This window comes from Sphingomonas sp. IBVSS2 (assembly GCF_002127225.1).
Classification (GTDB): domain Bacteria; phylum Pseudomonadota; class Alphaproteobacteria; order Sphingomonadales; family Sphingomonadaceae; genus Sphingomonas.
The window spans coordinates 179,699-203,871 of record NZ_NFUR01000002.1 but is presented as its reverse complement, the minus strand read 5'-3'; the positions used below and the strand labels follow the sequence as shown (position 1 = coordinate 203,871).

Here is a 24,173-nt window from a genome sequence, read left to right as displayed (position 1 = left end):
CGCACGCGCGAAGAGGCCGCCCCGGTTGCCCGGAACGGCCTCGCCTGAGCATCCCCAATGGGATCAGATATCGTCGCCGAGCGCGCCCTTCACCTTGCCGATGAGTTGCTGGCCCTTGCCCTTCAGCTCCTGGACCTTGCCCTCGGCGTCGAGCTTGTCGTCCGCGCGGGTGCGGTTGGGATCGTCGGCATCGCCCGCCAGCGCCTGCTTGGCCTTGCCGACCAGCTCGTTGACGTTGCCCTTGATCTTGTCGGTAAGTTCACCCATGATTTCAATCTCCTGGCCGCGGATCGGCGCTTGGCCGCGCCTGTGATCCATTCGACTGAAACAACGGTCCGCGCCGGATATGGGTTCCGTCATGCCAGAGCGGGTTGCCGAACATTATGAGCGCCATGCCCATGCCTTCGATCATGAACGGCGCAAGCGCTTTACGGAGCGCGCCTGGCTGGATCGCTTCCTGCTGGGGGTCCCGAAGGGCGCGCCGGTCCTCGACCTGGGCTGCGGCGCGGGCGAGCCGATCGCGCGCTATCTGCACGATGCGCACCATCCGATCACCGGCGTCGACATCTCGGCGAAGATGATCGCGCTTTGCCGCACCCGCTTCCCGCGCGAGCGCTGGATCGCGGCGGACATGCGCGGCGTGGTGCCGGAGGGAATGTTCGGCGGCATCATCGCCTGGGACAGCCTCTTCCACTTGCCCGCCGACGACCAGCTCGCCCTGCTCGAACGCCTGGCGCCCCGGCTGTCGCCCGGCGGGGCGTTGCTGTTCAATACGGGGCCGGAGCGCGGCATCGCGATGGGCTGCCAGTTCGGCGAGCAGCTCTACCATGCCAGCGCCGGCCCGGCGGAATATCGCACCGTGTTCGCGAGGACCGGCCTGTTCGAAGTCGCCCATGCGCCCGAGGACGCGGCGACGGGGGGCCGATCGGTGTGGCTGGTGCGGCGGCCGCATTAGGACTCCCCTCCTTTCCAGGGAGGGGAATGCGCTCAGGGCGCCACCTTCTGCAGAAAGGCGATCACCGCGGTCCAGGCCGGCTCGGCGCCTTCGGGATTCTTCGCACGCAGCAAGGTGGAGGCGCCGTGCACCCCGCCCTGCTTGGGCACGAACTGCTCCTTCTGCCCCGGCACCGCGGCGAGGATGTTCCGGGCCTCGTCGACCTCATGCCCATCCTGCGCCGACGTAACGAACACCGGCGCCTTCACGTTCGCCGCGGCGGTGCGCACCATCGTCTTGTCGTCGAAATATTCGCCGGGCGAAAATGCCATCACCGCCTTCACCTGATCGGGATAGTCCGCGGCGAGCAGGAAGACGAGCGACGCCGAATAGCTGCTGCCCCACAGGATCACCGGCAGCTTCTTGTCCTTCGCCCATGCCAGCGCCGCCACCAGGTCCGGCTTCGCCTGATAATAGCTCGTCGAGCGGCCCAGCGCCTTCACCGTCGCATTGCCGCCGAACAGGTCGCCGCCGGCACGCTGGTCGATACGCAGCGAGCTATAGCCCCAGGTCGCCAGCCTTGGGGCAATGGTCGCATATTCGTCCTTGCCCGAGCCGGCCTGGTGGAAGAGCAGGATCAGCGCCTTGGGCTTCTCGACGCTGGTGTGGACGCCGAAGACCTTCACCCCGTCCGCCGCAGTGAGCGTCACCGGCTCGGCGGAGATGGCGCGCGATTCCTTGGGCACGGCGGCGGGCCTGGGGTGGCAGGCGGAAAGCGCGAGCAGCGCCAGCGCCGCGGCGGCCGGCCCGCGCATCAGATCAGCCCCGCGAGCGGGCTCGACGGATCGGCATAGCGGCGCTTGGCCATGCGCCCGGCCCGATAGGAGAGCCGCCCGGCCTCCACCGCCGCCTTCATCGCCGCCGCCATCAGGATCGGATCCTTCGCCTCGGCGATCGCGGTGTTCATCAGGATGCCGTCGCAGCCCAGCTCCATGCCCACCGCCGCGTCGCTCGCCGAGCCGACGCCGGCATCGACCAGCACCGGCACCTTGGCGCCTTCGACGATCAGCCGGATCGTCACCTGGTTCTGGATGCCCAGGCCCGAACCGATCGGCGCGCCCAGCGGCATGATCGCCACCGCGCCGGCATCCTCCAGCCGCTTCGCCGCGATGGGATCGTCCACGCAATAGACCATCGGCTTGAAGCCCTCGTTCGCGAGGATTTCCGTGGCCCGCAGCGTCTCCACCATGTCCGGATAGAGCGTCCGCGCCTCGCCCAGCACTTCGAGCTTCACCAGCTCCCAGCCGCCCGCCTCGCGCGCCAGGCGCAGCGTGCGGATCGCCGATTCGGCATCGAAGCAGCCGGCGGTGTTGGGCAGATAGGTGATCTTCTTCGGGTCGATATAGTCGGTGAGCATCGGCGCCTTGGGATCGCTGACGTTCACGCGGCGCACCGCCACGGTGACGATCTCGGCGCCCGAGGCGGCGACGGCGGCGGCGTTCTGCTCGAAATCCCGATATTTGCCGGTGCCGACGATCAGCCGCGAGCGGAAGGTCCTGCCCGCCACGGTCCATCTGTCCTCGTCGACCGGCCTGCCATGGTCGACGTCGCCCCCCGCGACCGGATGGTCGCCACCGCCGACGAAATGCACGATCTCCAGCTCGTCGCCGTCCTCGACCACCACCTGGTCGAGCGTCGAGCGCGGCACCACTTCCAGGTTGCGCTCCACCGCCAGCTTGGCGGGCACCAGCCCCAGTTCCTCGGCCAGCTGGGCGATGGTCAGGCCGGCCATCACCCGCCGGTGCTCGCCATTGACGGTGATGGAGACGGTGCCGTCGATATGCATGAACTGTCCTTGGAAATTTGATCGGGAGCGCGCGCTCATATAGGGAAGCCGCTCCCGCGCCCGCAACCGAAAGGCTTGGCCTTGGCCGACATGATCTACGTCCTCAACGGTCCCAACCTCAACCTGCTGGGACTGCGCGAGCCGGAGATCTACGGTTCGGACACGCTCGACGACATTGCGGGCCGCCTGGAAGACCGGGCGAAGGAACTGGGGCTGGAGATCGACCTGCGCCAGTCGAATCACGAGGGCCATCTGATCGACTGGCTCCACGAGGCCCAGGCCCGCGGCGCGAAGGCCGTCCTGCTCAACGCGGGCGCGTTCACCCATACCAGCCTTGCGCTCTACGACGCGATCCGCTCGATCCGGACGCCGGTATTCGAAGTACATATCTCCAACCCGCTCGCGCGGGAGGAATATCGCCACCACAGCTATGTCGGCATGGCCGCCAGGGGAACCATCGCCGGTTTCGGGGCACTGTCCTACATGCTTGCGCTTGAAGCCGCCGCGCTCCTCTGACAAAGGGCGCCGTTTCATCGGAAGACGAGATCAAATGGCAGAAAAGAACGACAAGACGGGCGCAATGCAGGTCGACATCGACCTGGTGCGGCAGCTCGCCGCCGTGCTGGACGACACCAATCTCACCGAGATCGAAGTCGAGGACGGCGATCGCAAGGTCCGCGTCGCGCGCACCGTGCAGGCCGCGCCCGCCATCCTGCAGGCGCCGATGGCTGCTCCCGTAGCCGCTCCGGCCGCCGCCGCGCCGGTTGCCGCCGCCGCCGCCGCCGAGGCAGCGCCCGTCGCCGCGCTCAACGCAGTCAAGTCGCCGATGGTCGGCACCGTCTATCTGGCGCCGAATCCCGAAGCGGCGAACTTCGTCTCGGTCGGCCAGGCGGTGAAGGCCGGCGACACGCTGCTGATCATCGAGGCGATGAAGGTGATGAACCCGATCCACGCCACCTCGGCCGGCACGGTCAAGGCGATCCTGGTCGACAATGGCCAGCCGGTCGAGTTCGACCAGCCCCTGGTCGTGGTCGAGTAACGGCGGCCCCATGCCGGAAATCAAGAAGCTCCTGATCGCCAATCGCGGCGAGATCGCGCTGCGCATCCATCGCGCCTGCCACGAGATGGGCATCAAGACCGTCGCGGTGCACTCCACCGCCGATTCGGACGCGATGCACGTCCGCCTGGCGGACGAGGCGATCTGCATCGGCCCGCCGGCCGCGGCCGAGAGCTATCTCAAGATCGACCGGATCATCGCCGCGGCGGAGATCTCGGGCGCGGACGCGATCCATCCGGGCTATGGCTTCCTCTCGGAGAACGCCAAGTTCGCCGAGATCGTCGAAGCACACGGCATCATCTTCGTCGGGCCCAAGCCCGAGCACATCCGCACGATGGGCGACAAGATCGAGGCGAAGCGCACCGCCGGCGCGCTCGGCCTGCCGCTGGTCCCCGGCTCGGACGGCGCGATCAGCGATGTCGAGGAAGCCAAGAAGATCGCGGAAGCCGCGGGCTATCCGGTGATCATCAAGGCGGCCTCGGGCGGCGGCGGCCGCGGCATGAAGGTGGTCAACAACCCCGCCGATCTCGAAGCGCAGATGCTCCAGGCCGGCAGCGAGGCGAAGGCCGCGTTCGGCGACGCCACCGTCTATCTGGAGAAATATCTCGGCAACCCGCGCCACATCGAGGTGCAGGTGTTCGGCGACGGCAACGGCAACGCCATCCATCTGGGCGAGCGCGACTGCTCGCTTCAGCGCCGCCACCAGAAGGTGCTCGAGGAAGCCCCCTCGCCCGTGCTCTCGGCCGAGGAGCGCGAGCGCATCGGCGGGATCTGCGCGAAGGCGATGGCCGACATGGGCTATCGCGGCGCCGGCACGATCGAGTTCCTGTGGGAAGACGGCGAGTTCTACTTCATCGAGATGAACACCCGCCTGCAGGTGGAGCATCCGGTGACCGAGGCGATCACCGGCCTCGATCTCGTCCGCGAGCAGATCCGCGTGGCCGAAGGGCACGGCCTGACGCTGCGCCAGGAGGACGTCGTCTTCCGCGGCCATGCGATCGAATGCCGCATCAACGCCGAGGACCCGCGCACCTTCGCCCCCTCGCCGGGGCTGGTGAAGGGCTATCACGCGCCGGGCGGCATGAACGTCCGCGTCGATTCGGGCCTCTATGCCGGCTACAAGGTGCCGCCTTATTACGACTCGATGATTGCCAAGCTGATCGTCTACGGCACCACCCGCCAGGGCGCGCTGCGCCGCCTGCGCCGGGCGCTGGAAGAGTTCGTGATCGACGGGATGAAGACCACCATCCCGCTCCACCAGGCGCTGCTCGACGATCCCGAATTCCAGAAGGGCGAGTATACGATCAAGTGGCTGGAGGAGTGGCTGGCCCGGCAGGACGACGCCCAGTCGTGAAGGCCACCATCTACCACAATCCCCGCTGCTCCAAGTCGCGCGAGGCGCTGGCGATCCTGAACGGGACGCCGGGCCTCGCGGTCGAGGTGATCGAATATCTCAAGACTCCGCCCAGCCGCGAGACGCTGAAGGACCTGTACCGGCGCGCCGGCATGACCGCGCGCGAGGGCCTGCGCATCGCCGAGGACGCCGCCAAGCCGCTAAAGGGCACGGACGACGATGCGATCCTCGACGCGATGGCGGCCAATCCGATCCTGATCGAGCGGCCGCTGGTGGTGACCGAAAAGGGCGCCCGCCTGGGCCGCCCGCCGGAGCGGGTGCGCGAGATCCTGTAGGGCGGGGACTCGACGTATCTGAGGCCATATCCGTCATCCCCGCGCAGGCTGGGATCCAGGGTAGCCCGGGACAATCGATGCAATCACGCGCTGGCTTGCCGGAGACGGCAAAGCGGGCCTCGCGCCTCTTGCTCCTGGCCCTGGCCCCCCGCCTGCGCGGGGGGTGACGATGGAGGGCGTAGGTCCCCAACCCACAACCCCCACATTACCCGTTTTGGCGAATTCCACTCCGGATTAACGCGAATATTACGATCGCTCCCGTAACGATTTCGTCGAAAACGGGGGCGGGAAATGCGAACAAGGGGAAGCATCGACGGGCGTCGCGCGGGCAAGGGCGCCGCGCGAATCGCCGCATGGGCCGGCGGGACCCGGGCATGAGCACGCCCGTATCCCTCCACTCGCCGCTCGATCGGCTGGTGTCCTGGTTCCGCCGCGGCGAGGGCGAGGACCCATGGGCCGCGCCCGACCGGACCGCACTCCACCGCCTGCGCTATGAACAGATCGGCGCCTTCCTGTTCCAGCACGGGCTGGAGCCCAGCACGACCAATTTCGACTTCGCCGGCCGCTTCCTCGACGGCCTGGAGGCCCCGCTGGTGCGCGCGGCGCAGGAACTGCTCAACGCCAAGGGCAGCCTGACCGACCGCGATGTCGAACGGATCGTCGAGCGCTGCGCCGCGGGCGAGACGCCCGACAAGCTCGACAAGCTCACCCGCGAGCTGGAGGGCAAGGTCGCCGATTGCCTTGCCGCGGTGGGCGACGCCACTGCCTCGACCAGCGCCTATTCCACCGCGCTCGGCGAAGCGGCGGACCAGATGGGCAGCGAGCCGGGCGAGGCCTATCGCCGGCTGCTCGAAGTCACGCTCGAAGTCGCCGAGACGACCCGCAGGATCGGCGGCCGGCTCGAGCGCACGCGCGAGGACACGCGGCGCCTGCGCGCGGATCTCGAGCGCGCGGTGCGCGAGGCGGAGGAGGACCATCTCACCGGCCTGCCCAATCGCCGCGGCTTCTTCGCGCGGATGGAGGAGACGCTGGCCCGGCCGGATGCCGCCCCCTTTGCCCTCGCGCTTTGCGACATCGACAATTTCAAGGCGATCAACGACCGGCACGGCCACCATACCGGCGACCGCGTGCTCCGTTTCGTCGCGCGCTTCCTGCGCGAGGACCTGGGCCGCCGGGTGACGGTCGCGCGCTATGGCGGCGAGGAGTTCGTCTGCCTGTTCGAGGGCGCCGATGCGGAAGAAGCCGCCGACCTGCTCGACGGCTGCCGCGCCCGGCTGCGCGAGCGGCTGCTGCGCGACCAGACCACCGACCTGCCGATCGGCAGGATCAGCTTCTCGGCCGGCGTCGCGCCGATCGCGGGCGATCACGCCGCCGCGCTGCGGCTTGCCGACGACCTGCTCTATGCCGCGAAACATGCCGGCAAGGATCGCGTGGTGACGTCTTCGCTGCCGGTCGCCTCGGCGGCCTAGGGGCGGATCGGCGTTCAGGCTAAGCGCGTGGCTTGGCGTGCCGGAACACTTCGAACCAACCTCCTGCGTCACCCTGAACTTGTTTCAGGGTCCAACGTACCACCGGCGATATCGCTGGTGGAGAATTGGATGCTGAAACAAGTCCGGCATGACGGAAGGGAGAGGCTTCGACATTGAACTTCCGTCCCTCGCCACCGGGAACGGAGGGGACGCAGCTGTATGTCGATTGGCCCTAGGGCGGACTCGATCGGCAACCAGTTCCGCAAGATCGGTCAGGCGCGACTCGTCCGGCCTGCGGCACAGCGGCGCCAGGGAGACCAGGAACCGTGAAGCCAGATGCCCGCCAGCGCTACCTCGCCCGCATGCGGCGCGTGCTCGACCATGTCGACGCGAATCTCGATGCGGACCTCGGCACCGAGGCGCTGGCGGCCGTCGCGGCCTTCTCGCCCTTCCATTTCCATCGCCAGTTCGCCGAACTCTTCGGGATCAGCGTCCACCGCTACGTCCAGCTCGCCCGCATCGAGCGGGCCTCGCTCGCCCTCGCCTATCGAACCGATCCGGTGCTCGACATCGCGCTCGATTCGGGATTCGGCGGGCCGGAGGCCTTTGCGCGCGCGTTCCGGCAGCGGATCGGACAGAGCCCGAGCGAATTCCGCGCCGGGCCGGAATGGGCTCCCTGGAACGCGGCCCTCGCGCCGCTCGCACAGGCAAGGAGCCAGCACATGACACCGACCTATACCGATGCCGACGTGACCATCGTCGATTTCCCCGCCACGCCGGTGGCCCTGATCGAGCATCGCGGCGATCCGGGGGCGATCGGCGACACGATCCGCCGCTTCATCGACTGGCGCCGCGCCAATGCGCTGCCACCGAAGAAAAGCGCCACCTTCAACATATTCCACAACGATCCGGACGGCGTGCCGCCGGCGGAATATCGCCTCGACATCGCCTGCGCCGTCTCGCGCGTCGCGCCCAACCATGCCGGGGTGGCCGAGGGCCTGATTCCCGCCGGCCGCTGCGCGATGATGCGGATCGCCGGCCCGGGCGACGATCTGCGCGCGCCGGCCCATTTCCTCTACGCCGATTGGTTGCCCCGCAGCGGCGAGGAACCGCGCGACTTCCCGATGTTCGTCCAGCGCGTCCGCTTCTTCCCGGACGTGCCGGCCGGCGAGGCGCTGACGGACCTGTTCCTGCCGCTGGTGTAGCTGGTTCCGCCCCTTCCGGGAGGGGAGTTTCTAGCCCCGTCGCAGGTGCGTGATGTCCTGCTTCAGGCCGTAGAGATAGGCCGGGCGGCCGTCGCGCACCTCGACATCGGCAGTCACGCGCATCCAGCGCATCTCGCCATCCGGCCGGCGGATCTCGGCCTCGAAGGTGAAGCTCCCGCAATTGGCGATCGCCTCCGATCGCAGCCTGGCCAGTTCGGCCCGCGATTCCGGGCTGTACATGGCGACCACCTCGTCGCGGCGCACCGGCCGATCGGGCGGCAGGCCGAATATCGCGAACACGCCCGGGGTCCAGCGCAGCGAATCGTCGGAAAGGTCGCATTCCCAGGCGGCAGGCATCGGCGCGAGCACCGCGGGGGCACCATCGGGCACGACGTGCAGCGCGTTCGCCCAACCCATCGGCACGCGCCCGGGCGGCGGCGCCGCCACGCGATCTATCCAGTGATTCATCCCGCTACACCCAAGGCTCCACTCCGTCCGCCTTGCTACGCCTCCAATGGTTAATCTCCAACCCCCGCATATCCCGGCGATTCGGCCTTTTGATGCAGGATTCCATTCGCTTGCCCGGCCATGATGCGAACGCCCCGGCCGCCCATGCGGGCCGGTCGGGCGAGCCGAGATTTTCGCGCCGCCGCCGCTCGGGGGTGACGCGGGCACACGCCCTCGCTATGGGCTGCGCCCATGACCCAGATCACGTCCGAGATCGTCGCCGAGCACGGCTTCACCCCCGAGGAATATGAGCGCGTCCTGAAGGCGATGGGCCGCGAGCCCAACCTGACCGAACTCGGCATCTTCTCGGTGATGTGGTCCGAGCATTGCAGCTACAAGTCGAGCCGCATCCACCTGAAGAAGCTGCCGACCGAGGGGCCCCAGGTGATCTGCGGGCCGGGCGAGAATGCCGGCGTGGTCGATATCGGCGACGGCCAGGCCGCGATCTTCAAGATGGAGAGCCACAACCACCCGTCCTATATCGAGCCCTATCAGGGCGCGGCGACCGGCGTGGGCGGCATCCTGCGCGACGTGTTCACCATGGGGGCGCGCCCGATCGCCAACATGAACGCGCTGCGCTTCGGCCGGCCCGACCATCCCAAGATGAAGCACCTCATCGCCGGCGTGGTCCATGGCATCGGCGGCTATGGCAATTGCGTGGGCGTCCCCACCGTCGGCGGCGAGGTCAATTTCCACAAGGCCTATGACGGCAACATCCTGGTCAACGCGATGACCGTCGGCATCGCCGATACCGACAAGATCTTCTATTCGGCTGCCTCGGGCGTCGGCAATCCGATCGTCTATGTCGGCTCGAAGACCGGCCGCGACGGCATCCACGGCGCGACCATGGCCTCGGCCGATTTCGGCGAGGACAGCGAGGAGAAGCGCCCCACCGTCCAGGTCGGCGATCCCTTCACCGAGAAGCTGCTGATCGAGGCGTGCCTCGAGCTGATGTCGTCGGACGCGATCGTCGCGATCCAGGACATGGGCGCCGCCGGCCTCACTTCCTCCTCGGTCGAGATGGCGAGCAAGGGCGGCGTCGGCATCGAGCTGATCATGGACGACGTGCCCCAGCGCGAAACCGGCATGACGCCGTACGAGATGATGCTGTCGGAAAGCCAGGAGCGCATGCTCATGGTGCTCAAGCCCGGCCGCGAAGCCTTTGCCGAGGCGATCTTCCGCAAATGGGAGCTCGATTTCGCGGTGATCGGCCATGTCACCGATACCGGCCGCATGGTGCTGAAGTGGAAGGGCGATGTCGTCGCCGACATCCCGCTCGCCCCGCTCGCCGACGAAGCGCCGCTCTACGACCGGCCGCACGTGCCCACGCCCAAGCCGGCCGAGCTTACCGATGTTCCCGAGAGCACCGATCCGGCCGCCGACCTGCTCAAGCTGGTCGGCACGCCCGACCTCGCCAGCCGCCGCTGGATCTGGGAGCAGTATGACCACATGGTCGGCGCCGACACCACACAGCGCCCGGGCGGCGACGCGGCAGTCGTCCGCGTCCATGGCTCGGGCAAGGGCCTGGCGATCACCACCGATTGCACCCCGCGCTATTGCTTCGCCGACCCGGTGGAGGGCGGCAAGCAGGCGATCGCGGAGGCGTGGCGCAACCTCTCGGCCGTGGGGGCGACTCCGCTGGCGGTGACCAACTGCCTCAACTTCGCCAATCCGCAGCGCCCCGAGATCATGGGCCAGATCGTCGGCTGCCTCGAAGGCATGTCGGAGGCCTGCCGCGCGCTCGACTTCCCGATCGTCTCGGGCAATGTCTCGCTCTACAACGAGAGCAAGGCGACCGGCGGCGGCTCGGCGATCCTGCCGACCCCGGCGATCGGCGCGATCGGCCTGCTCAAGGATTATTCGAAGAGCGCGACCATCGCCTTCAAGGGCACCGGCGACATCATCCTCGCCGTCGGCGAGCGTTCGGGCCATCTCGGCCAGTCGCTGTGGCTGCGCGAGCTGCACGGCCGCGAGGAAGGGCCGGCGCCCGAGGTCGATCTGATGATGGAACGCCGCACCGGCGCCTTCATCCGCTCGGGCATCTGCACCGGCGCGATCACTGCCTGCCACGACGTATCGGACGGCGGACTGGCGGTCGCGATCGCCGAGATGGCGATGGCATCGGGCATCGGCGCGATCATCGACCAGCCCCAGCCCTTCGGCATCGCCGGCTCGTTCTTCGGCGAGGACCAGGGCCTGTATGTCGTCACGATCTGCGACACCTGCCTTGCCGACTTCCTCGTCGCGGCGGACAAGGCCGGGCTGGTCGCCGATCCGATCGGTCGCACGATCAAGGACCGGATCATCTTCGAGCTGGAAGAAGGCGATTTCTGCGTGAGCCTGGCCGATCTCAAGGCGGCGCACGAAGCGTTCTTCCCGGAGCTGATGGGGGAAGACGCGGCCCTGGCATGAGGTAGGCGCATGCCGGGCCGGCAATGAGGGAGGTCGTGATGACCGCTGGCTATTCCGGCACGCCGCTGGCGAAGAAACTGGGGCTCAAGCCCGGCATGCGCTGCTGGTTCCGCGACATGCCGGACAGCGTCCGCGCCGAGATCGATCCCGCGGGGCTGGGGATCGAGGAATATGCCGTCGCCTGTGCCGGGCTGCAGGCGGCGCACGTCTTCGTCACCGAGCGGGCGCGGCTCGAGCGGGAGCTGGCGGCGCTGCTCGCCCGGATCGACCGGAACGGCTTCATCTGGGTCTCCTGGCCCAAAAAGGCAGCCCGGGTGGAGACCGACATCACCGAGGACGTGATCCGCGCGGTCGCGCTGCCCAGGGGGCTGGTCGACATCAAGGTCTGCGCGGTCGACCCGGTCTGGTCGGGCCTGAAGCTGGTGATCCGCCGGGAGAATCGCTGAGCGCTACGGGGAAAACCGGATTGCCCGGCCCGAGACACCGGTGGCATCGTCGAATCAGAGGGAACATCCATGGCCGAGCACGAAGCGCTGCCGTGGCAGCCCTATCCGGAACTGAACGACGAAGCCCGCATCGCGCGGGCCCGGGCCTTTCTGGCGGAGATCGCCACCCGCCGCAGCTGCCGGGCCTTTGGCGAGCGGCCCGTTCCCCGCGAAGTGATCGAGGCGGCGCTCCGGGCCGCCGGCTCGGCACCGAGCGGCGCCAACCGCCAGCCCTGGCATTTCTGCGCGATCGCGGGGGCGGAGGCCAAGGCGGCGATCCGCGTCGCCGCCGAGGAGGAGGAACGCCATTTCTACGCCAACCGCGCGCCGCGATCCTGGCTCGACGCGGTACGCCCGCTCGGCACCCATGCCGACAAGCCCTTTCTCGAGACGGCGCCCTGGCTGATCGCGGTCTTCGCCCGGCGCCTTGCCGACGAGGAAGCCGTGCCGCGCAACTATTACGTCACCGAGAGCGTCGGCATCGCCACGGGGATCCTGCTCGCCACGCTGCATGCCGCCGGCATCGCCACCCTGGTCCACACGCCCAGGCCGATGCGCTTCCTCAACCGCGTCTGCCGCCGGCCAGACAGCGAGAAGGCGCTGATGCTGATCGTCGCCGGCCACCCGGCGCCCGAAGCCATGATCCCGGCGGCCGGCAGCATGAAGAAGCCGCTGGAGGAGATCAGCTCCTGGCTGTAGCGTCCGGCAAGGAGAGCGGGAGGACAATAGACATGGCCCATGCCGGACGCCGGATCCTGGTGGCGACGCTGATCGCCGGCACGCTCGACATCGCCGCGGCGGCGATCCTCGCGCTCCAGGCCGGGCGCACGCCCGACAGGATGCTGCGCGGCGTCGCCAGCGGCCCCTTCCCCGACGCGACCGGCTGGGGCACGGCCGGCGCGGTGCTGGGGCTGGCGGTCCATTTCGCGATCATGGCCGTGATGGCGGCGGTCTTCGTCCTTGCCGCCGATCGGCTGCCCCTGCTCAAGGCACGGCGCGTGACCGCGGGCATCGGCTATGGCGTCGCCACCTGGGCGGCGATGAACCTGGTGGTGCTGCCGCTGCGCTGGCCGGCCATCTTCCCGCATCTCGATCCGCAGACGGTCGCGACCCAGCTCTTCTACCATATCGTGCTGGTCGGGATCCCGATCGCACTCGTCGCCGCGCGGCGCTGAATGTCCCCTTCCGCTGCGGGCGCCCGGCTCGCTTCCCTCGATGTGGTTCGCGGCGTGGCGGTGCTGGGCATCCTGCTGCTCAACATCCTTTCCTTCGCCATGCCCGAGGCCGCCTATGTGAACCCGCGTGCCTATGGCGGCTGGCACGGCGCCGACCTGGCGACCTGGGCGATCAACTTCGTCCTGTTCGACGGGCGGATGCGCGGGCTCTTCTCGTTCCTGTTCGGCGCCTCGACATTGCTGGTGGTCGAACGTGCCGAGGCGAGCGGGCGCAGCCCGGCCGGCGTGCACTATCGGCGCATGGCCTGGCTGCTCGTCTTCGGCATCGCCCATCTGTTCCTGGTCTGGCACGGCGACATCCTCGCCCATTATGCGATGATGGGCATGATCGCCTATGCGATGCGCCGCCTGCCCGTGCCGCGATTGCTGGTGCTCGGCGCGATGCTCGCATTGGCCGGCGCGGTCCTGTTCGCGACCATTCCGCTGGGCATCGTCCAGCTCCAGGCGCAGACCCCGAATGCCCCCGCGCTGCACGGCTATGCCCAGGCGTTCGGCATCCCCTCCCCTGCCGACATCGCCAAGGACCTGGCGCTCCATCGCGGCAGCTATGGCACGATCCTCGCCGATCGGCTCCGCGAGGACGGCGGCGCGCTGTTCGCGCTGTTCGTCTTCTTCGGGCCGGAGACGCTCGGCTACATGCTGTTCGGCATGGCGGCGCTGCGCAGCGGCATGCTGCGGGGCGAATGGCCCCGGGCGCGCTATCGCCGCTGGCTGATCGCCTGCTGGGGCATCGGCCTGCCCGCCTATGCCGCGCTGGCATGGTGGCAATGGCGTTCCGGCTTCGACATGCGCGTGGTCGCGGCGATGCTGCCGCTCACCGCGCTGGTCCGCCCGCCGATGATCGCGGGATGGATCTGCCTGATCCTGCTTCTCGCCCGCCCGGACGGCGCGCTGACCGCCCGCCTCGCCGCGGCAGGGCGCATGGCCTTCACCAACTATCTCGCCACCAGCCTGATCTGCACCACGCTCTTCTACGGCTATGGCCTGGGCTGGTACGGGCAACTGGCGCGCTGGCAGCTCTACCCCGTGGTCTTCGCGATCTGGGCGCTGATCCTGCTCTGGTCCAAGGCCTGGCTCGACCATTTCCGATTCGGCCCGTTCGAATGGGTGTGGCGCAGCCTGGCGCGCTGGCGCTTCCAGCCGATCCGCGGGGGCGCACCGGATAGTAATGCGAGTGCCTCGCAATAGTCTTGCGAATCAGTGTCAATAGCCCTAACTCGTCTCCAGAGAGTCGTGAGGGTCTGATGGTCGTTTGCGTTTGCAATGCTCTTCGGGAACGGGACGTGCGCGAGGCCGCGCGCGAGGGCGCGACCAGTGCCTGCCAGGCCTATCGGGCGCTCGGATGCCAGGCCAAGTGCGGACAATGCGTGCCGTTCGCGCGTGAGATCATTGCCCAGGAACGTGCTGCTGCATAACGTTCGCAACAGCTGAGAACCGCAGAAATCAGCCATTTTCCTCTGTCAAATACGGCCTTCCGCGCCTATTCTGCCGCCCGAAATCCAATCACAGAAACAGGTGGCGGCAATGAAGGGCGACCCCAAGGTCCTCGATTATCTCAACGAGGCGCTCAAGAACGAGCTCACCGCGATCAACCAATATTGGCTGCATTACCGGCTGCTCGACAATTGGGGCGTCACCAAGCTGGCCGAGCTCGAGCGCCACGAATCGATCGACGAGATGAAGCACGCCGACAAGCTGGCGGAGCGCATCCTGTTCCTCGACGGCCTGCCCAATTTCCAGCTGCTCGGCCGCCTGCGCATCGGCGAGACGGTGGAGGAGATCCTCAAGGCCGATCTGGCGGTGGAGATGGAGGCGATCCCGCTGCTGCGCGACGCGATCCAGCATTGCGAGAGCGTGCGCGACTATGTCTCGCGCGATCTGTTCGCCCATATCCTCGAAAGCGAGGAAGAGCATGTCGATACACTGGAGAAGCAGTTCGACATGATCGCGCGCATGGGGCTTGAGAACTACATCCAGCTCAACAGCGAAGCGGCCGAGGCGAGCTAGGATCAATCGACATTCAGACTGAGAGGGCGGTTTGGCAAGCCGGAACGCTTCGAACCAACCTCCTTCGTCACCCTGAACTTGTTTCAGAGTCCAAGGTGCCACCAGCAATATCGCCGGTGGAGGATTGGATGCTGAAACAAGTTCAGCATGACGGAAGGGAGAGGGCTCGACATCCATCCTCCTTCCCTCGTCCATGGGCATGGAAGGGGCAGAGCTGAAGGTCGATCCGTTCCAGGATCTTTGCCCCCTTTCTCCCCCTCCGCTTGCGGGAGGGGTCGGGGGCGGGGCTGCAAGGAAACGCAGGGCGCCCGGCTGGATACGCCCTCCCCTAATTCCTCCCGCAAGCGGAAGGGGAACGCATCACCCCGCGAGCGAGCGCCGGCCGAACACCGGGCGGCGCTCCACCAGCGGGTTCGATTCGCGCTCAAGCAGCGCCAGCGTCGCCTCGAAGAGCGGGCGCAGCTGCACCACATGCTCGAGCACGTCCGTCGGCGTGTCCTGTCGCTCGATGCACAGCCGCGCGCTCATTTCGATCGTCTCGGCCAGGTCCGCCAGCGGATCGGCGCCGAACTGGCGCGATTCGCCCTTCAGCGTATGCGCGGGAATCACCATCGACGCGGCATTGTTCGCGCGCATGGCTTCCTCGATCCGCGCGACGGACTTGACGCCGTCTTCGCGAAAATAGCCGAGAATGCGCACGAAATTGGCGCCGAGCTCGGCCCGCGCCTGCGCAAAACTGTCCCAGTTCACCAGCTGCTCGTTGCCGGTCATCGCTTCTTTCCCCTACTCCGCACCCTCCAGAGCGTTCCGAAGGGTACTGCCCGTGTGTAAACACAGGGTTGATTTGGGGTCGGGATCGTTACGGAAGCGATTGGATTCTCATTCCTTATCGCGATCGAACGGATTCTTCGGCGCGCGCAAGGTGAGCCGCACCGGCACCGCGCCGAAATCGAATTCGCGGCGCAGGCCGTTGATCAGATAGCGCTGGTAGCTCATCGGCAGCAGGTCGACGCGGGTGCCGAACAGCACGAAGCTGGGCGGGCGCGTCTTGTTCTGGGTGACGTAGCGCGGCTTGATCCGCTTGCCGCCGGGCGCGGGCGGCGGATTCGCCTCGACCGCGCGCTCGAACCAGCGGTTGAGCTGGCCGGTGGAGACGCGGCGCGACCAGGCCTCGCGCGTCTTGAAGGCAACGTCGATCAGCGTGTCGAGCCCCTTGCCCGTCGCTGCGGAGACCGTCAGCAGCGGCACGCCCTTCACTTGCGCCAGCCCTTCGTCGAGCGCGCCCTTCACGCCGTTGAACAGGCTGGAGGCATTCTCGGCCACGTCCCATTTGTTGAGCGCGATGATCAGCGCGCGGCCCTCCTGGAGCACGCGGTCGGCGATCTTGAGGTCCTGCACCTCGAGCCCGCGCGTGGCATCGAGCAGCAGCACCACCACTTCGGCGAAGTCGATCGATCGCAACGTGTCGGCGACCGAGAGCTTCTCCAGCTTCTCCTCCACCCGCGCCTTCTTGCGCAGCCCCGCCGTGTCGATCAGGCGGACCGGGCGCATATTGCCGTCGAAATCCTCCCACTCCCAATCGATCGCGATCGAATCGCGGGTGATCCCGGCCTCGGGCCCGGTGATCATCCGGTCCTCGCCAAGGAAACGGTTCACCAGGGTCGACTTGCCCGCGTTCGGCCGGCCGACGATCGCCAGCTTGAGCGGGGCGTTGGGATTGTCGGGATCCTCCTCCTCGACGTCCTCTTCCTCGCGCTCGACATGCGGCAGCAGCGCCTCGAACAGGTCGCCCATCCCCTCGCCATGCTCGGCCGAGAGTTGCACCGGATCGCCGAAGCCGAGCGCCATCGCCTCGATCACGCCGGTTTCGCCCGCGCGGCCCTCGGCCTTGTTGGCGACGAGCACGATCGGACGGTCGGTCGAGCGCAGCCAGCGGGCGATCTCCTCGTCGAGCGGCGTCACCCCGGCACGGGCATCGACCAGGAAGAGCGCGACATCGGCATCCTGCACCGCCGCCTCGGTCTGCTGGCGCATCCGGCCGGGCAGGGTCGCCGCGTCCTCGTCCTCATAGCCCGCGGTGTCGATGATGCGGAACTCGAGCCCGAGCAGGCTCGCATCGCCCTCGCGGCGATCGCGCGTCACGCCCGGCTGATCGTCGACCAGCGCGAGCTTCTTGCCGACCAGCCGGTTGAACAGCGTCGACTTGCCGACATTCGGCCGGCCGATGATGGCGACGATGGGCAATGGCATAAGGGTAACTCTTCTCGGGGTGTGCCCAGCAGAAGGGCATATAGTGCAAAAAGCAAACGGGCGAGGCCTCACGGCCCCGCCCGCCTGCCATGGCCGGGATAGGTATCAGCGGAACGCGGTCAGGCGCCCCTTGTCGTCCAGGATATAGAGCGTGTTGTTCACCACCACCGGCTGGAGCGAGATCGGCGCCTTCAGCTCGATCGTCGAACTCACGCTGCCGTCGGTCGGCGAGACGAAGACCAGCTCGCCGCGCGTGCTGCCCAGGATCAGCTTGCCGCCGGCCAGGACCGGGCCCACCCAGCCCCAGGGATCCTTGGGCTTCTTGTCGTTCTTGTAGCGCTTGAGCTGGGAGATCCAGCGCACCTTGCCGCTGGTGCGCGAAAGGCACAGCAGACGCGCATCGTCGGTCACCACGAACAGCCATTCGCCCGCCACCCAGGGGGTGGAGATGCCGGCGATATTCTGTTCCCACATGCGGTTGCCGGTGGCGATGTCCATCGCGACCATGCGGCCGCCCTGCCCCACGGCATAGACGCGGCCCTGGTCGATCACCGGCTCGGCGTCGATGTCCGACAGCGAGGAGACCGAGGTGCTCATGCTGCTGCGGGAGAGCACGTCGCTCCACAGCGAGCGGCCATTCTCGTAGCGATAGGCGTTGAGCTCGCCCGACGAGAAGCCGGCGATCACGGTGCCCTGCGCCGAGGCCGGCGCCGCGACACCGAACACGCCCTGCGATTCGAGGCTGGCCGAAGCGGTCCAGCTGACGTCGCCATTCTCCTGGTTCATCACGAACAGCTGGTTGTCCTGCGTGAGGACATAGGCATTGCCGTTGGCGAGAGTCGGGGCCCCGCGCAGCGGACCGCCGGGGCGCTTGCGCCACAGCTCGGTGCCGTCCGCGACCTTGAGCGCGACGACATCGCCCAGGCCGTTGGTGGCGAAGACATGCTCGCCGGAGACGCTGACGCCGCCGCCGAAGCGCGCGGTCTTGTTGGCGTCGGCCTTCACTGTGGCGGCACGCCACAGCTCGGCGCCGGTGGCGGCGTCCAGCGCATGGACCTGGCCGTCGGTATCCATCACGAACAGCTTGCCGCCCGCGACCACCGGCGAAGCGGCGAGGCGCTCCTTCTTGGAGGTCTTGGCGATCTGCTGGCTCCAGGCCTGCGACGGCGTGGCGGACAAGGCGAGATGGCCCATCGACTTGGCGGCATTGCCGCCCGGCTGGGTCCAGTCCTGGTTCACCGCCGCTTCCGGCACCAGCACGTCGACACTCGCCAGCGACCTGTCGCTGGTGATGTCGTTTTCGGACATCAGGATGGGAACGCGCTCGCCGAGCACGGGCGTCTTCTTGCCCTGCCCCTTGAATACCCCGCAGCCGCTAACCAGCGCGAGTGCCGCAAGGGCCCCAGCCACCCTCAGCTTATTGTTCATTTAGCCTGCTTTTCCTTCGACTGATCGAGGACATCGATCCCCAATACGCTCGCCAGCTGAACCGCGCGTTGCCGCGTCGTATCCGGCACATTGTCGCCGCCCTGGGCGATCTGCTGGAGGAGCTTGCCCGCCTCGGCGCGCTTGCCGAGCTTGATCTGCGCGGCCGCCACCATCTCGCCGGCGCTTCCGAACCAGGCCGAATCCGGCTTGGCGAGGCCCTGGAGGCGCGAAACCACCACTTCGGGCTTCAACGTGTCATATTCCACCGAAGTCTGGCGAAGCAGCGCATAGTCGCGGAACGGCTTGGCGAAGGCGCTGTTGCCGGCAACCGTGGCGAACTTGGCGGCGGCGCCCTTCGCGTCCTTCTTCTGCAGCAGCAGATTGCCCTCGATGATCGACGACATCGCGGCATAGCCGTTGTTGCCGCTCGCGGCGAGCTTGGCGAATTCGGGATTCGCCTTGTCGAGCTGGTTCTGCTCGATGTTGCGCAGGGCGGCGTCATATTGCTCGCCCTTCTGGCCGGCGGCGGAATCGCTCTGGTGCTGCCAGAACAGGAAGCCGGCGAGCGCGAGGAACCCGACCACCACGGCGCCGACGATCAGGCGCCCGTATTTCTGCCAGATGCCGAGCATCTGCGAACGGCGATATTCCTCGTCGACTTCGCGCAGGAAGGCTTCGTCTGTCGTGCCGGAGGGGGGAAGCGCCAAAATCTACTCCATGCGTCTCTTGCGGGCGCGAACCTGATCGTGCCGTGCGGGAATCACCAGAGCGCTCGGTAGCCCGTCAATCCCGCGGCGCATAGACCTGATCGGGCCCCGGGAAGGCCCGCGACCGAACATCGGCGGCATAGGTTTCAACCGCGGCGGAAATACGGCCGGCGAGATCGTCATATTTCTTCACGAACCGGGCGGTCCGCTCGAACATGCCGAGCATGTCGTCGATCACCAGCACCTGGCCGTCACACTCCGCCGAGGCGCCGATGCCGATCACCGGACACGAGACCGCCGCAGTAATCTCCCGCGCCAGCGTCTCGACCACGCCTTCCACCACCATGCCGAACGCGCCGGCGGCGGCGATCGCCCGCGCATCGTCGAGGATCTGGGCATGTTCCGCATTGCTCCGGCCCCGCGCGCCATAGCCGCCGAGCGCGTTGACCGCCTGGGGCGTGAGGCCGACATGCCCGACCACCGGGATACCGCGCCGGGTGAGGAACGCGACGGTGGGCGCCAGCGTCTCGCCGCCTTCCATCTTCACGCCGGCCGCGCCGGTCTCGGCGAGCACGCGCGCGGCCGAGGCGAAGGCCTGTTCGGGCCCCTGCTCATAGCTGCCAAAGGGCATGTCGACCACGACCAGCGAATGCCAGCTGCCGCGCACCACCGCGGCGCCGTGCGCGATCATCATCTCCAGCGTCACCGGCAGGGTAGAGGGCAGGCCGTAGATCACCTGGGCCAGGCTGTCCCCCACCAGCAGCACGTCGCAATGCGGGTCGAGCAATTGCGCCATCCGCGTCGTGTAGGCAGTGAGCATCACGATCGGATCCTTGCCCTTGCGATCGCGAATCGCCGGGACGGTGAGCCGCTTCATCGGGGCGGGGGTCGGGTTTGCGCGGCTCGTGGCCGTGTCCATGGTGACGTGCGACATGGCTGCGGGTCTAGCGGGTTGCAGCGATGGTCGCCAGTGCGACGGCGGCCGGCGCGCCCTGCCCGCTCCCCCTTGTGACCTCCCTTCGTCCTCCCCCTTCTCCACCCCCGCCCGCCCCACAAAGGCGAGAATACGAAGGTGCGGGTTCGAATCGCTTGACTCTATGTTCGATATATTTAACATTGAGTCATAGATTTCGAACCTGAGGTGAATTATGCCGTTCAAGGAAAAGATCGCCTGGATCTCGGTGATCACGACGATCCTGGTGTGGGGCAGCTTTTTCGGCTTCATGCTGGCAACCGGCGGCAAGCTGCATGGCGCCGTCTATTTCACCGGCTTCATCGCCGCGGTGATCGTCCAGACGATCCTGGCGACGGGGGCCGCGATCGTCACCGCGGCGCTCGCCCCGGCGGATGCCAATGCCGGCAGCGACGAGCGCGACCGCGATATCGCCCGGCGCGCCTATGCCCTTGCCTATCCCGTGCTGATCGCGCTGGTGTTCTGCATCGCCGGGAGCGTGCACCTGGGCTTCGACAAGATCGACATGGCCTATGCCATCATGGCCGCGATCGTGATCGCGGAGGTCGTCCATTATGCCGCGCAGATCACCGGCTATCGCAGGGGGAACTGACATGGCCTATCGCGAGAAGACCGCATGGCTGACCCTGGTCTGCATGGCCGTGGCCTATGGCATCTACTTTCCGATGATGGCGCTGCGCGAAACCCCGCCCACGCTGTTCGACATCCTGTGGACCTTCGGCATCATCGCCGGAACCCAGGCGGTGGTGGTGATCATCGGCCATATCGTCCTCGCCGCCCAAGCCCCGGGCGTCGCGGGCCGCCGCCCGGACGAACGCGACAAGGCGATCGCCCGGCGCGGCGCGTCCGCGGGCTATTATGTGCTGATGGCAGGCGCGATCCTGGTCGGCGTGGTCATGCCGTTCAGCGAGCCGCCGCCCAAGATCGTCAATACCGCGCTGCTCGCGATCGTGATCGCCGAAGCGGTGAACCACTGCCTGGTCCTGCTGAGCTATCGGAGGGGCTGGCATGGCTAGGGTCGTCAACCAGGTGCGCACCTTGCGCTTCCTCGCCGGCGAGATGACCCAGGCCGAGCTGGGCGAGAAGATCGGCCTCACCCGCCAGACGATCGCGGCGATCGAGCAGGGCAAATATTCGCCGTCGCTCGAAGCCGCGTTCCGCATCGCCCAGGTGTTCGGCAAGCCGCTGGAGGAAGTGTTCAGCTGGGAGGCATGAGCGTGCGTGGCGCGCGGCGCGCGTGCCGGTCAGAGCAGGGTCCGGGCATAGTTCTCCGGCTTGAAGCCGACCAGGATACCGCCCGGATATTCGAGGACGGGGCGCTTGATCATCGAGGGCTGGGCCAGCATCAGCGCCGCCGCCTTGCCGGCATCGATGCCCTCGCGATCGGCGTCGGGCAACTTGCGGAACGTGGTGCCGGCACGGTTGAGCAGCACTTCCCAGCCGACGATCCCGCTCCAGCGCGCGAGCCGGGCCGCATCGATCCCCGATGCCTTATAGTCGTGAAAGGCATAGGCGATGCCGTGCTCGTCCATCCAGGCACGCGCCTTCTTGATCGTGTCGCAATTCTTGATGCCGTACATGGTGACCGTCACGTCGCGCCCTCGCCTGCTTCTGGTTCGGCCCTGCGATAGCGCGCTTCGCGGCGGAAAACAGTCGGCTTTCGATCGGGCGGGACCTGCGCCGGGTCGGGCCCCCACATTCCCCGGCACGATCCCCGCACAGGCGGCGATGGCGCGAACAACCTCATGGCCCCCCGACCCGGCGAATAAACTTATGCATAATCGCGCGCCGGCCTTTCCCCCGGCGCCGGTTCTGGCTAAGCGCGCTGGGCATGGACCAGCATGCAGATTCCATCCTCATCGTCGATTTCGGCAGCCAGGTTACCCAGCTGATCGCGCGCCGCGTGCGCGAAGCGGGCGTCTATAGCGAGATCGCGCCCTTCACCACCGCCGCCGAGGCCTTTGCCAGGATGCAGCCCAAGGGGATCATCCTCTCCGGCTCGCCCGCGTCGGTGCTGGACGAGGGCAGCCCCCGGGTGCCGCAGGAGATCTTCGACAGCGGCCTGCCGGTGCTGGGCATCTGCTATGGCCAGCAGGTGATGATGCACCAGCTCGGCGGCACGGTGCAGCTTGGCGACAGCGGCGAGTTCGGCCGCGCCTTTATCGAGATCGACGATGGCTGCGTGCTGTTCGACGGCATGTGGCACGAGGGCGAGAACCACCAGGTGTGGATGAGCCATGGCGACAAGGTGACCAACCTGGCCCCCGGCTTCCGCCCGGTCGCGCACAGCACCGGCGCTCCCTTCGCGGTGATCGCCGACGATACGCGGCGCTATTATGCGATGCAGTTCCACCCCGAGGTGGTCCATACGCCGGACGGCGCCAAGCTGCTCGCCAATTTCGTCCGCCATGTCTGCGGGCTGCAGGGCGACTGGACCATGGCCGAGTTCCGCCAGACCAAGATCGCCGAGATCCGTGCCCAGGTGGGCAGCGGCAAAGTGATCTGCGGCCTGTCGGGCGGCGTCGACAGCGCCGTGGCCGCGGTGCTGATCCATGAGGCGATCGGCGAGCAGCTCACCTGCGTGTTCGTCGATCACGGGCTGATGCGCTCGGGCGAGGCCGAGCAGGTCGTCGGCCTGTTCCGCAACCATTACAACATCCCGCTCGTCCATGTGGATGCCGAGACGCTGTTCCTCACCGGCCTGGCCGGGGTCACCGATCCGGAGGCGAAGCGCAAGTTCATCGGCAAGACCTTCATCGACGTGTTCGAGGAAGAGGCCAGGAAGATCGGCGGCGCCGATTTCCTGGCGCAGGGCACGCTCTATCCCGACGTGATCGAGAGCGTGAGCTTCACCGGCGGGCCTTCGGTGACGATCAAGAGCCACCACAATGTCGGCGGCCTGCCCGAGCGGATGAACATGAAGCTCGTCGAGCCGCTGCGCGAGCTGTTCAAGGACGAGGTCCGCGCGCTGGGCCGCGAGCTCGGCCTGCCCGGGATCTTCGTCGGCCGGCACCCCTTCCCGGGGCCGGGCCTGGCGATCCGCATCCCGGGCGAAGTGACGCGGGAGCGCTGCGACATCCTGCGCAAGGCGGATGCCATCTATCTCGAGGAGATCCGCAACGCGGGGCTCTACGACGCGATCTGGCAGGCCTTTGCGGTGCTGACGCCGGTGCGCACGGTGGGCGTGATGGGCGATGGCCGCACTTATGATTCGGTGCTGGCGCTGCGTGCGGTGACATCGATCGACGGCATGACCGCCGAGGCGTTCGAATTCCCGGGCGGCTTCCTGCCGCGGGTGGCGACGCGCATCGTCAACGAAGTGCGGGGCGTGAACCGCGTCGTGTACGACTATACCTCGAAGCCGCCGGGGACGATCGAGTGGGAGTGAGGCCCGGCCCCGGGCTACCGCTTCGATCAACGGGCGGTATCTGCTGACCGGATCCCGACCCTAACGCTGCACCAGCGCCGCGATGTACAGCGCGAGCGCGGCGATGGAGCTCAGGGTGCGGACATGGTTCCACATCGTCCATTCCTTGAGATAGCGCGCCCAGATCCCGGCCGAGCCGGTGCCGTCGCCGGCCGCGACCAGCGCGTCGTTGAGCGGCACGTTGAAGAACACCGTCACGCCGAACATGCCGAGCAGATAGATCGCGCCACCTGCGATCATCGCCAGCGCGCCCGGCTCGCCCCAGCGCAGCGCACCGATCACCGCGAGCAGCCCGGCCGCGATGCTGGTCGCGAGGAACAGCGGCAGGAAGGACGAACGCAATATGTCGACATTGATCGCGTTCATCGCCGCCATGCCCGAGGCCGGGGCGATCCGGCCGAGCGCCGCCATGATGAACGTGGAGAAGGCGTAGTAGAGCCCGGCCATCAGCCCGCAGCCGATCGCCGAGAACCAGAGCAGTCCGGGAATGAGAAAGGTGCGCATGATCCAGGCCCTTCGCTTGAATACGAGAATATATCGTA

At 67.5% G+C, this 24,173-nt stretch carries 29 protein-coding genes; 18 read left to right on the top strand and 11 right to left on the bottom strand.

The genetic code is table 11. The features are described from left to right. Positions 1-63: 63 nt before the first annotated feature. On the bottom strand, positions 64-267 hold the full coding sequence (locus CAP40_RS07130; protein WP_086129346.1) for a CsbD family protein: 204 nt from the start codon (positions 265-267) through the stop codon (positions 64-66). Positions 268-358: 91 nt separating this feature from the next. Here CAP40_RS07130 and CAP40_RS07125 point away from each other — a divergent pair, with 91 nt between their 5' ends. Then, a complete protein-coding gene (locus CAP40_RS07125; protein WP_086129345.1) occupies positions 359-955 on the top strand; it encodes a trans-aconitate 2-methyltransferase in 597 nt (198 codons plus the stop codon). A 32-nt stretch (positions 956-987) separates the two neighbouring features. Here the strand turns inward: CAP40_RS07125 and CAP40_RS07120 are convergent, their stop codons facing one another. Together CAP40_RS07120 and thiS are read right to left on the bottom strand one after the other, a co-directional pair. Then, on the bottom strand, positions 988-1,749 hold the full coding sequence (locus CAP40_RS07120) for an alpha/beta hydrolase (RefSeq protein WP_086128705.1): 762 nt from the start codon (positions 1,747-1,749) through the stop codon (positions 988-990). Further along, positions 1,749-2,780, bottom strand: a complete 1,032-nt coding sequence (thiS, locus tag CAP40_RS07115; RefSeq protein ID WP_086128704.1) for a sulfur carrier protein ThiS — start codon at positions 2,778-2,780, stop codon at positions 1,749-1,751. The genes CAP40_RS07120 and thiS overlap by 1 nt, the downstream gene beginning before the upstream one ends. Positions 2,781-2,861: 81 nt before the next feature. Between thiS and aroQ the strand changes: the two genes are divergently transcribed. From aroQ to CAP40_RS07085, 6 genes are all read left to right on the top strand, one after another. Further along, on the top strand, positions 2,862-3,296 hold the full coding sequence (gene aroQ / locus CAP40_RS07110) for a type II 3-dehydroquinate dehydratase (protein ID WP_086128703.1): 435 nt from the start codon (positions 2,862-2,864) through the stop codon (positions 3,294-3,296). Between the two features lie 34 nt (positions 3,297-3,330). Continuing rightward, entirely contained in the window at positions 3,331-3,819 is a 489-nt protein-coding gene (accB, locus tag CAP40_RS07105) for an acetyl-CoA carboxylase biotin carboxyl carrier protein (RefSeq protein ID WP_086128702.1), read from the top strand. Positions 3,820-3,829: 10 nt separating this feature from the next. Further along, complete coding sequence (gene accC, locus CAP40_RS07100; RefSeq protein WP_086128701.1) at positions 3,830-5,191, top strand: acetyl-CoA carboxylase biotin carboxylase subunit; 1,362 nt, start codon at positions 3,830-3,832, stop codon at positions 5,189-5,191. After that, positions 5,188-5,526, top strand: coding sequence for an arsenate reductase (glutaredoxin) (arsC, locus tag CAP40_RS07095; RefSeq protein WP_086128700.1), 339 nt, complete (start codon positions 5,188-5,190; stop codon positions 5,524-5,526). Before accC ends, arsC begins: the two co-directional genes overlap by 4 nt. A gap of 374 nt (positions 5,527-5,900) precedes the next feature. After that, positions 5,901-6,995 carry a diguanylate cyclase gene (locus tag CAP40_RS07090; RefSeq protein WP_179187961.1) on the top strand — a complete coding sequence of 365 codons (1,095 nt, stop codon included), beginning with the start codon at positions 5,901-5,903 and terminating at the stop codon, positions 6,993-6,995. 326 nt (positions 6,996-7,321) lie between these two features. Then, the gene (locus tag CAP40_RS07085; protein WP_256924060.1) at positions 7,322-8,200 is read left to right on the top strand and encodes a GyrI-like domain-containing protein; all 879 of its coding nucleotides are present in this window, start codon (positions 7,322-7,324) and stop codon (positions 8,198-8,200) included. Positions 8,201-8,230: 30 nt separating this feature from the next. On the opposite strand, the gene CAP40_RS07080 is transcribed toward CAP40_RS07085, so the two are convergent. Beyond that, positions 8,231-8,668: a PAS domain-containing protein gene (locus CAP40_RS07080; protein WP_256924059.1), complete on the bottom strand. Its 438-nt coding sequence runs from the start codon at positions 8,666-8,668 to the stop codon at positions 8,231-8,233. Between the two features lie 231 nt (positions 8,669-8,899). On the opposite strand from CAP40_RS07080, the gene purL reads away from it, so the two are divergent. From purL to bfr, 7 genes are all read left to right on the top strand, one after another. Continuing rightward, positions 8,900-11,119 (top strand): phosphoribosylformylglycinamidine synthase subunit PurL, encoded by a 2,220-nt coding sequence (gene purL, locus CAP40_RS07075; protein WP_086128696.1) that lies wholly within the window; start codon positions 8,900-8,902, stop codon positions 11,117-11,119. Between the two features lie 38 nt (positions 11,120-11,157). Continuing rightward, entirely contained in the window at positions 11,158-11,565 is a 408-nt protein-coding gene (locus CAP40_RS07070) for a DUF3052 family protein (protein ID WP_086129344.1), read from the top strand. 69 nt (positions 11,566-11,634) lie between these two features. Then, entirely contained in the window at positions 11,635-12,303 is a 669-nt protein-coding gene (locus CAP40_RS07065; RefSeq protein ID WP_086128695.1) for a nitroreductase family protein, read from the top strand. Between the two features lie 32 nt (positions 12,304-12,335). Continuing rightward, positions 12,336-12,779, top strand: coding sequence for a hypothetical protein (locus CAP40_RS07060; protein ID WP_086128694.1), 444 nt, complete (start codon positions 12,336-12,338; stop codon positions 12,777-12,779). Then, entirely contained in the window at positions 12,780-14,027 is a 1,248-nt protein-coding gene (locus tag CAP40_RS07055; RefSeq protein WP_086128693.1) for a DUF418 domain-containing protein, read from the top strand. Between the two features lie 56 nt (positions 14,028-14,083). Beyond that, the gene (locus CAP40_RS07050; RefSeq protein ID WP_086128692.1) at positions 14,084-14,254 is read left to right on the top strand and encodes a bacterioferritin-associated ferredoxin; all 171 of its coding nucleotides are present in this window, start codon (positions 14,084-14,086) and stop codon (positions 14,252-14,254) included. Between the two features lie 109 nt (positions 14,255-14,363). Next, positions 14,364-14,846: a bacterioferritin gene (bfr, locus tag CAP40_RS07045; protein ID WP_086128691.1), complete on the top strand. Its 483-nt coding sequence runs from the start codon at positions 14,364-14,366 to the stop codon at positions 14,844-14,846. A 360-nt stretch (positions 14,847-15,206) separates the two neighbouring features. Here the strand turns inward: bfr and CAP40_RS07040 are convergent, their stop codons facing one another. From CAP40_RS07040 to panB, 5 genes are all read right to left on the bottom strand, one after another. Continuing rightward, complete coding sequence (locus tag CAP40_RS07040; RefSeq protein WP_086128690.1) at positions 15,207-15,617, bottom strand: Hpt domain-containing protein; 411 nt, start codon at positions 15,615-15,617, stop codon at positions 15,207-15,209. 108 nt (positions 15,618-15,725) lie between these two features. After that, the gene (der, locus tag CAP40_RS07035) at positions 15,726-17,096 is read right to left on the bottom strand and encodes a ribosome biogenesis GTPase Der (RefSeq protein ID WP_086128689.1); all 1,371 of its coding nucleotides are present in this window, start codon (positions 17,094-17,096) and stop codon (positions 15,726-15,728) included. 105 nt (positions 17,097-17,201) lie between these two features. Continuing rightward, entirely contained in the window at positions 17,202-18,524 is a 1,323-nt protein-coding gene (locus tag CAP40_RS07030; RefSeq protein ID WP_086128688.1) for a PQQ-like beta-propeller repeat protein, read from the bottom strand. Next, on the bottom strand, positions 18,521-19,231 hold the full coding sequence (locus CAP40_RS07025; protein ID WP_086128687.1) for a tetratricopeptide repeat protein: 711 nt from the start codon (positions 19,229-19,231) through the stop codon (positions 18,521-18,523). Before CAP40_RS07025 ends, CAP40_RS07030 begins: the two co-directional genes overlap by 4 nt. A gap of 76 nt (positions 19,232-19,307) precedes the next feature. Continuing rightward, positions 19,308-20,165 carry a 3-methyl-2-oxobutanoate hydroxymethyltransferase gene (panB, locus tag CAP40_RS07020; RefSeq protein ID WP_086128686.1) on the bottom strand — a complete coding sequence of 286 codons (858 nt, stop codon included), beginning with the start codon at positions 20,163-20,165 and terminating at the stop codon, positions 19,308-19,310. 214 nt (positions 20,166-20,379) lie between these two features. On the opposite strand from panB, the gene CAP40_RS07015 reads away from it, so the two are divergent. From CAP40_RS07015 to CAP40_RS07005, 3 genes are read left to right on the top strand one after another with little or no spacing between them, the layout of a single operon-like run. Further along, a complete protein-coding gene (locus tag CAP40_RS07015; protein WP_086128685.1) occupies positions 20,380-20,796 on the top strand; it encodes a hypothetical protein in 417 nt (138 codons plus the stop codon). A 1-nt stretch (position 20,797) separates the two neighbouring features. Continuing rightward, positions 20,798-21,220: a hypothetical protein gene (locus tag CAP40_RS07010; RefSeq protein ID WP_086128684.1), complete on the top strand. Its 423-nt coding sequence runs from the start codon at positions 20,798-20,800 to the stop codon at positions 21,218-21,220. Continuing rightward, complete coding sequence (locus CAP40_RS07005; RefSeq protein ID WP_086128683.1) at positions 21,213-21,419, top strand: helix-turn-helix transcriptional regulator; 207 nt, start codon at positions 21,213-21,215, stop codon at positions 21,417-21,419. The genes CAP40_RS07010 and CAP40_RS07005 overlap by 8 nt, the downstream gene beginning before the upstream one ends. A gap of 29 nt (positions 21,420-21,448) precedes the next feature. Here the strand turns inward: CAP40_RS07005 and CAP40_RS07000 are convergent, their stop codons facing one another. Next, a complete protein-coding gene (locus CAP40_RS07000) occupies positions 21,449-21,796 on the bottom strand; it encodes an ArsC family reductase (protein WP_086128682.1) in 348 nt (115 codons plus the stop codon). Positions 21,797-22,035: 239 nt separating this feature from the next. On the opposite strand from CAP40_RS07000, the gene guaA reads away from it, so the two are divergent. Further along, positions 22,036-23,592, top strand: coding sequence for a glutamine-hydrolyzing GMP synthase (guaA, locus tag CAP40_RS06995; RefSeq protein ID WP_086128681.1), 1,557 nt, complete (start codon positions 22,036-22,038; stop codon positions 23,590-23,592). A gap of 60 nt (positions 23,593-23,652) precedes the next feature. Here the strand turns inward: guaA and CAP40_RS06990 are convergent, their stop codons facing one another. Further along, positions 23,653-24,135 carry a DUF1772 domain-containing protein gene (locus CAP40_RS06990; RefSeq protein WP_086128680.1) on the bottom strand — a complete coding sequence of 161 codons (483 nt, stop codon included), beginning with the start codon at positions 24,133-24,135 and terminating at the stop codon, positions 23,653-23,655. Positions 24,136-24,173 lie beyond the last annotated feature (38 nt).

Coding starts and splice junctions, on each gene's coding strand:
- CAP40_RS07130 (WP_086129346.1), bottom strand. CDS start 267: ATGGGTGAACTTACCGACAAGATCAAGGGCAACGTCAACGAGCTGGTC.
- CAP40_RS07125 (WP_086129345.1), top strand. CDS start 359: ATGCCAGAGCGGGTTGCCGAACATTATGAGCGCCATGCCCATGCCTTC.
- CAP40_RS07120 (WP_086128705.1), bottom strand. CDS start 1,749: ATGCGCGGGCCGGCCGCCGCGGCGCTGGCGCTGCTCGCGCTTTCCGCC.
- thiS (WP_086128704.1), bottom strand. CDS start 2,780: ATGCATATCGACGGCACCGTCTCCATCACCGTCAATGGCGAGCACCGG.
- accB (WP_086128702.1), top strand. CDS start 3,331: ATGGCAGAAAAGAACGACAAGACGGGCGCAATGCAGGTCGACATCGAC.
- accC (WP_086128701.1), top strand. CDS start 3,830: ATGCCGGAAATCAAGAAGCTCCTGATCGCCAATCGCGGCGAGATCGCG.
- CAP40_RS07090 (WP_179187961.1), top strand. CDS start 5,901: ATGAGCACGCCCGTATCCCTCCACTCGCCGCTCGATCGGCTGGTGTCC.
- CAP40_RS07080 (WP_256924059.1), bottom strand. CDS start 8,668: ATGAATCACTGGATAGATCGCGTGGCGGCGCCGCCGCCCGGGCGCGTG.
- purL (WP_086128696.1), top strand. CDS start 8,900: ATGACCCAGATCACGTCCGAGATCGTCGCCGAGCACGGCTTCACCCCC.
- CAP40_RS07070 (WP_086129344.1), top strand. CDS start 11,158: ATGACCGCTGGCTATTCCGGCACGCCGCTGGCGAAGAAACTGGGGCTC.
- CAP40_RS07065 (WP_086128695.1), top strand. CDS start 11,635: ATGGCCGAGCACGAAGCGCTGCCGTGGCAGCCCTATCCGGAACTGAAC.
- CAP40_RS07060 (WP_086128694.1), top strand. CDS start 12,336: ATGGCCCATGCCGGACGCCGGATCCTGGTGGCGACGCTGATCGCCGGC.
- CAP40_RS07055 (WP_086128693.1), top strand. CDS start 12,780: ATGTCCCCTTCCGCTGCGGGCGCCCGGCTCGCTTCCCTCGATGTGGTT.
- CAP40_RS07050 (WP_086128692.1), top strand. CDS start 14,084: ATGGTCGTTTGCGTTTGCAATGCTCTTCGGGAACGGGACGTGCGCGAG.
- bfr (WP_086128691.1), top strand. CDS start 14,364: ATGAAGGGCGACCCCAAGGTCCTCGATTATCTCAACGAGGCGCTCAAG.
- CAP40_RS07040 (WP_086128690.1), bottom strand. CDS start 15,617: ATGACCGGCAACGAGCAGCTGGTGAACTGGGACAGTTTTGCGCAGGCG.
- der (WP_086128689.1), bottom strand. CDS start 17,096: ATGCCATTGCCCATCGTCGCCATCATCGGCCGGCCGAATGTCGGCAAG.
- CAP40_RS07030 (WP_086128688.1), bottom strand. CDS start 18,524: ATGAACAATAAGCTGAGGGTGGCTGGGGCCCTTGCGGCACTCGCGCTG.
- panB (WP_086128686.1), bottom strand. CDS start 20,165: ATGTCGCACGTCACCATGGACACGGCCACGAGCCGCGCAAACCCGACC.
- CAP40_RS07015 (WP_086128685.1), top strand. CDS start 20,380: ATGCCGTTCAAGGAAAAGATCGCCTGGATCTCGGTGATCACGACGATC.
- CAP40_RS07010 (WP_086128684.1), top strand. CDS start 20,798: ATGGCCTATCGCGAGAAGACCGCATGGCTGACCCTGGTCTGCATGGCC.
- CAP40_RS07005 (WP_086128683.1), top strand. CDS start 21,213: ATGGCTAGGGTCGTCAACCAGGTGCGCACCTTGCGCTTCCTCGCCGGC.
- guaA (WP_086128681.1), top strand. CDS start 22,036: ATGGACCAGCATGCAGATTCCATCCTCATCGTCGATTTCGGCAGCCAG.
- CAP40_RS06990 (WP_086128680.1), bottom strand. CDS start 24,135: ATGCGCACCTTTCTCATTCCCGGACTGCTCTGGTTCTCGGCGATCGGC.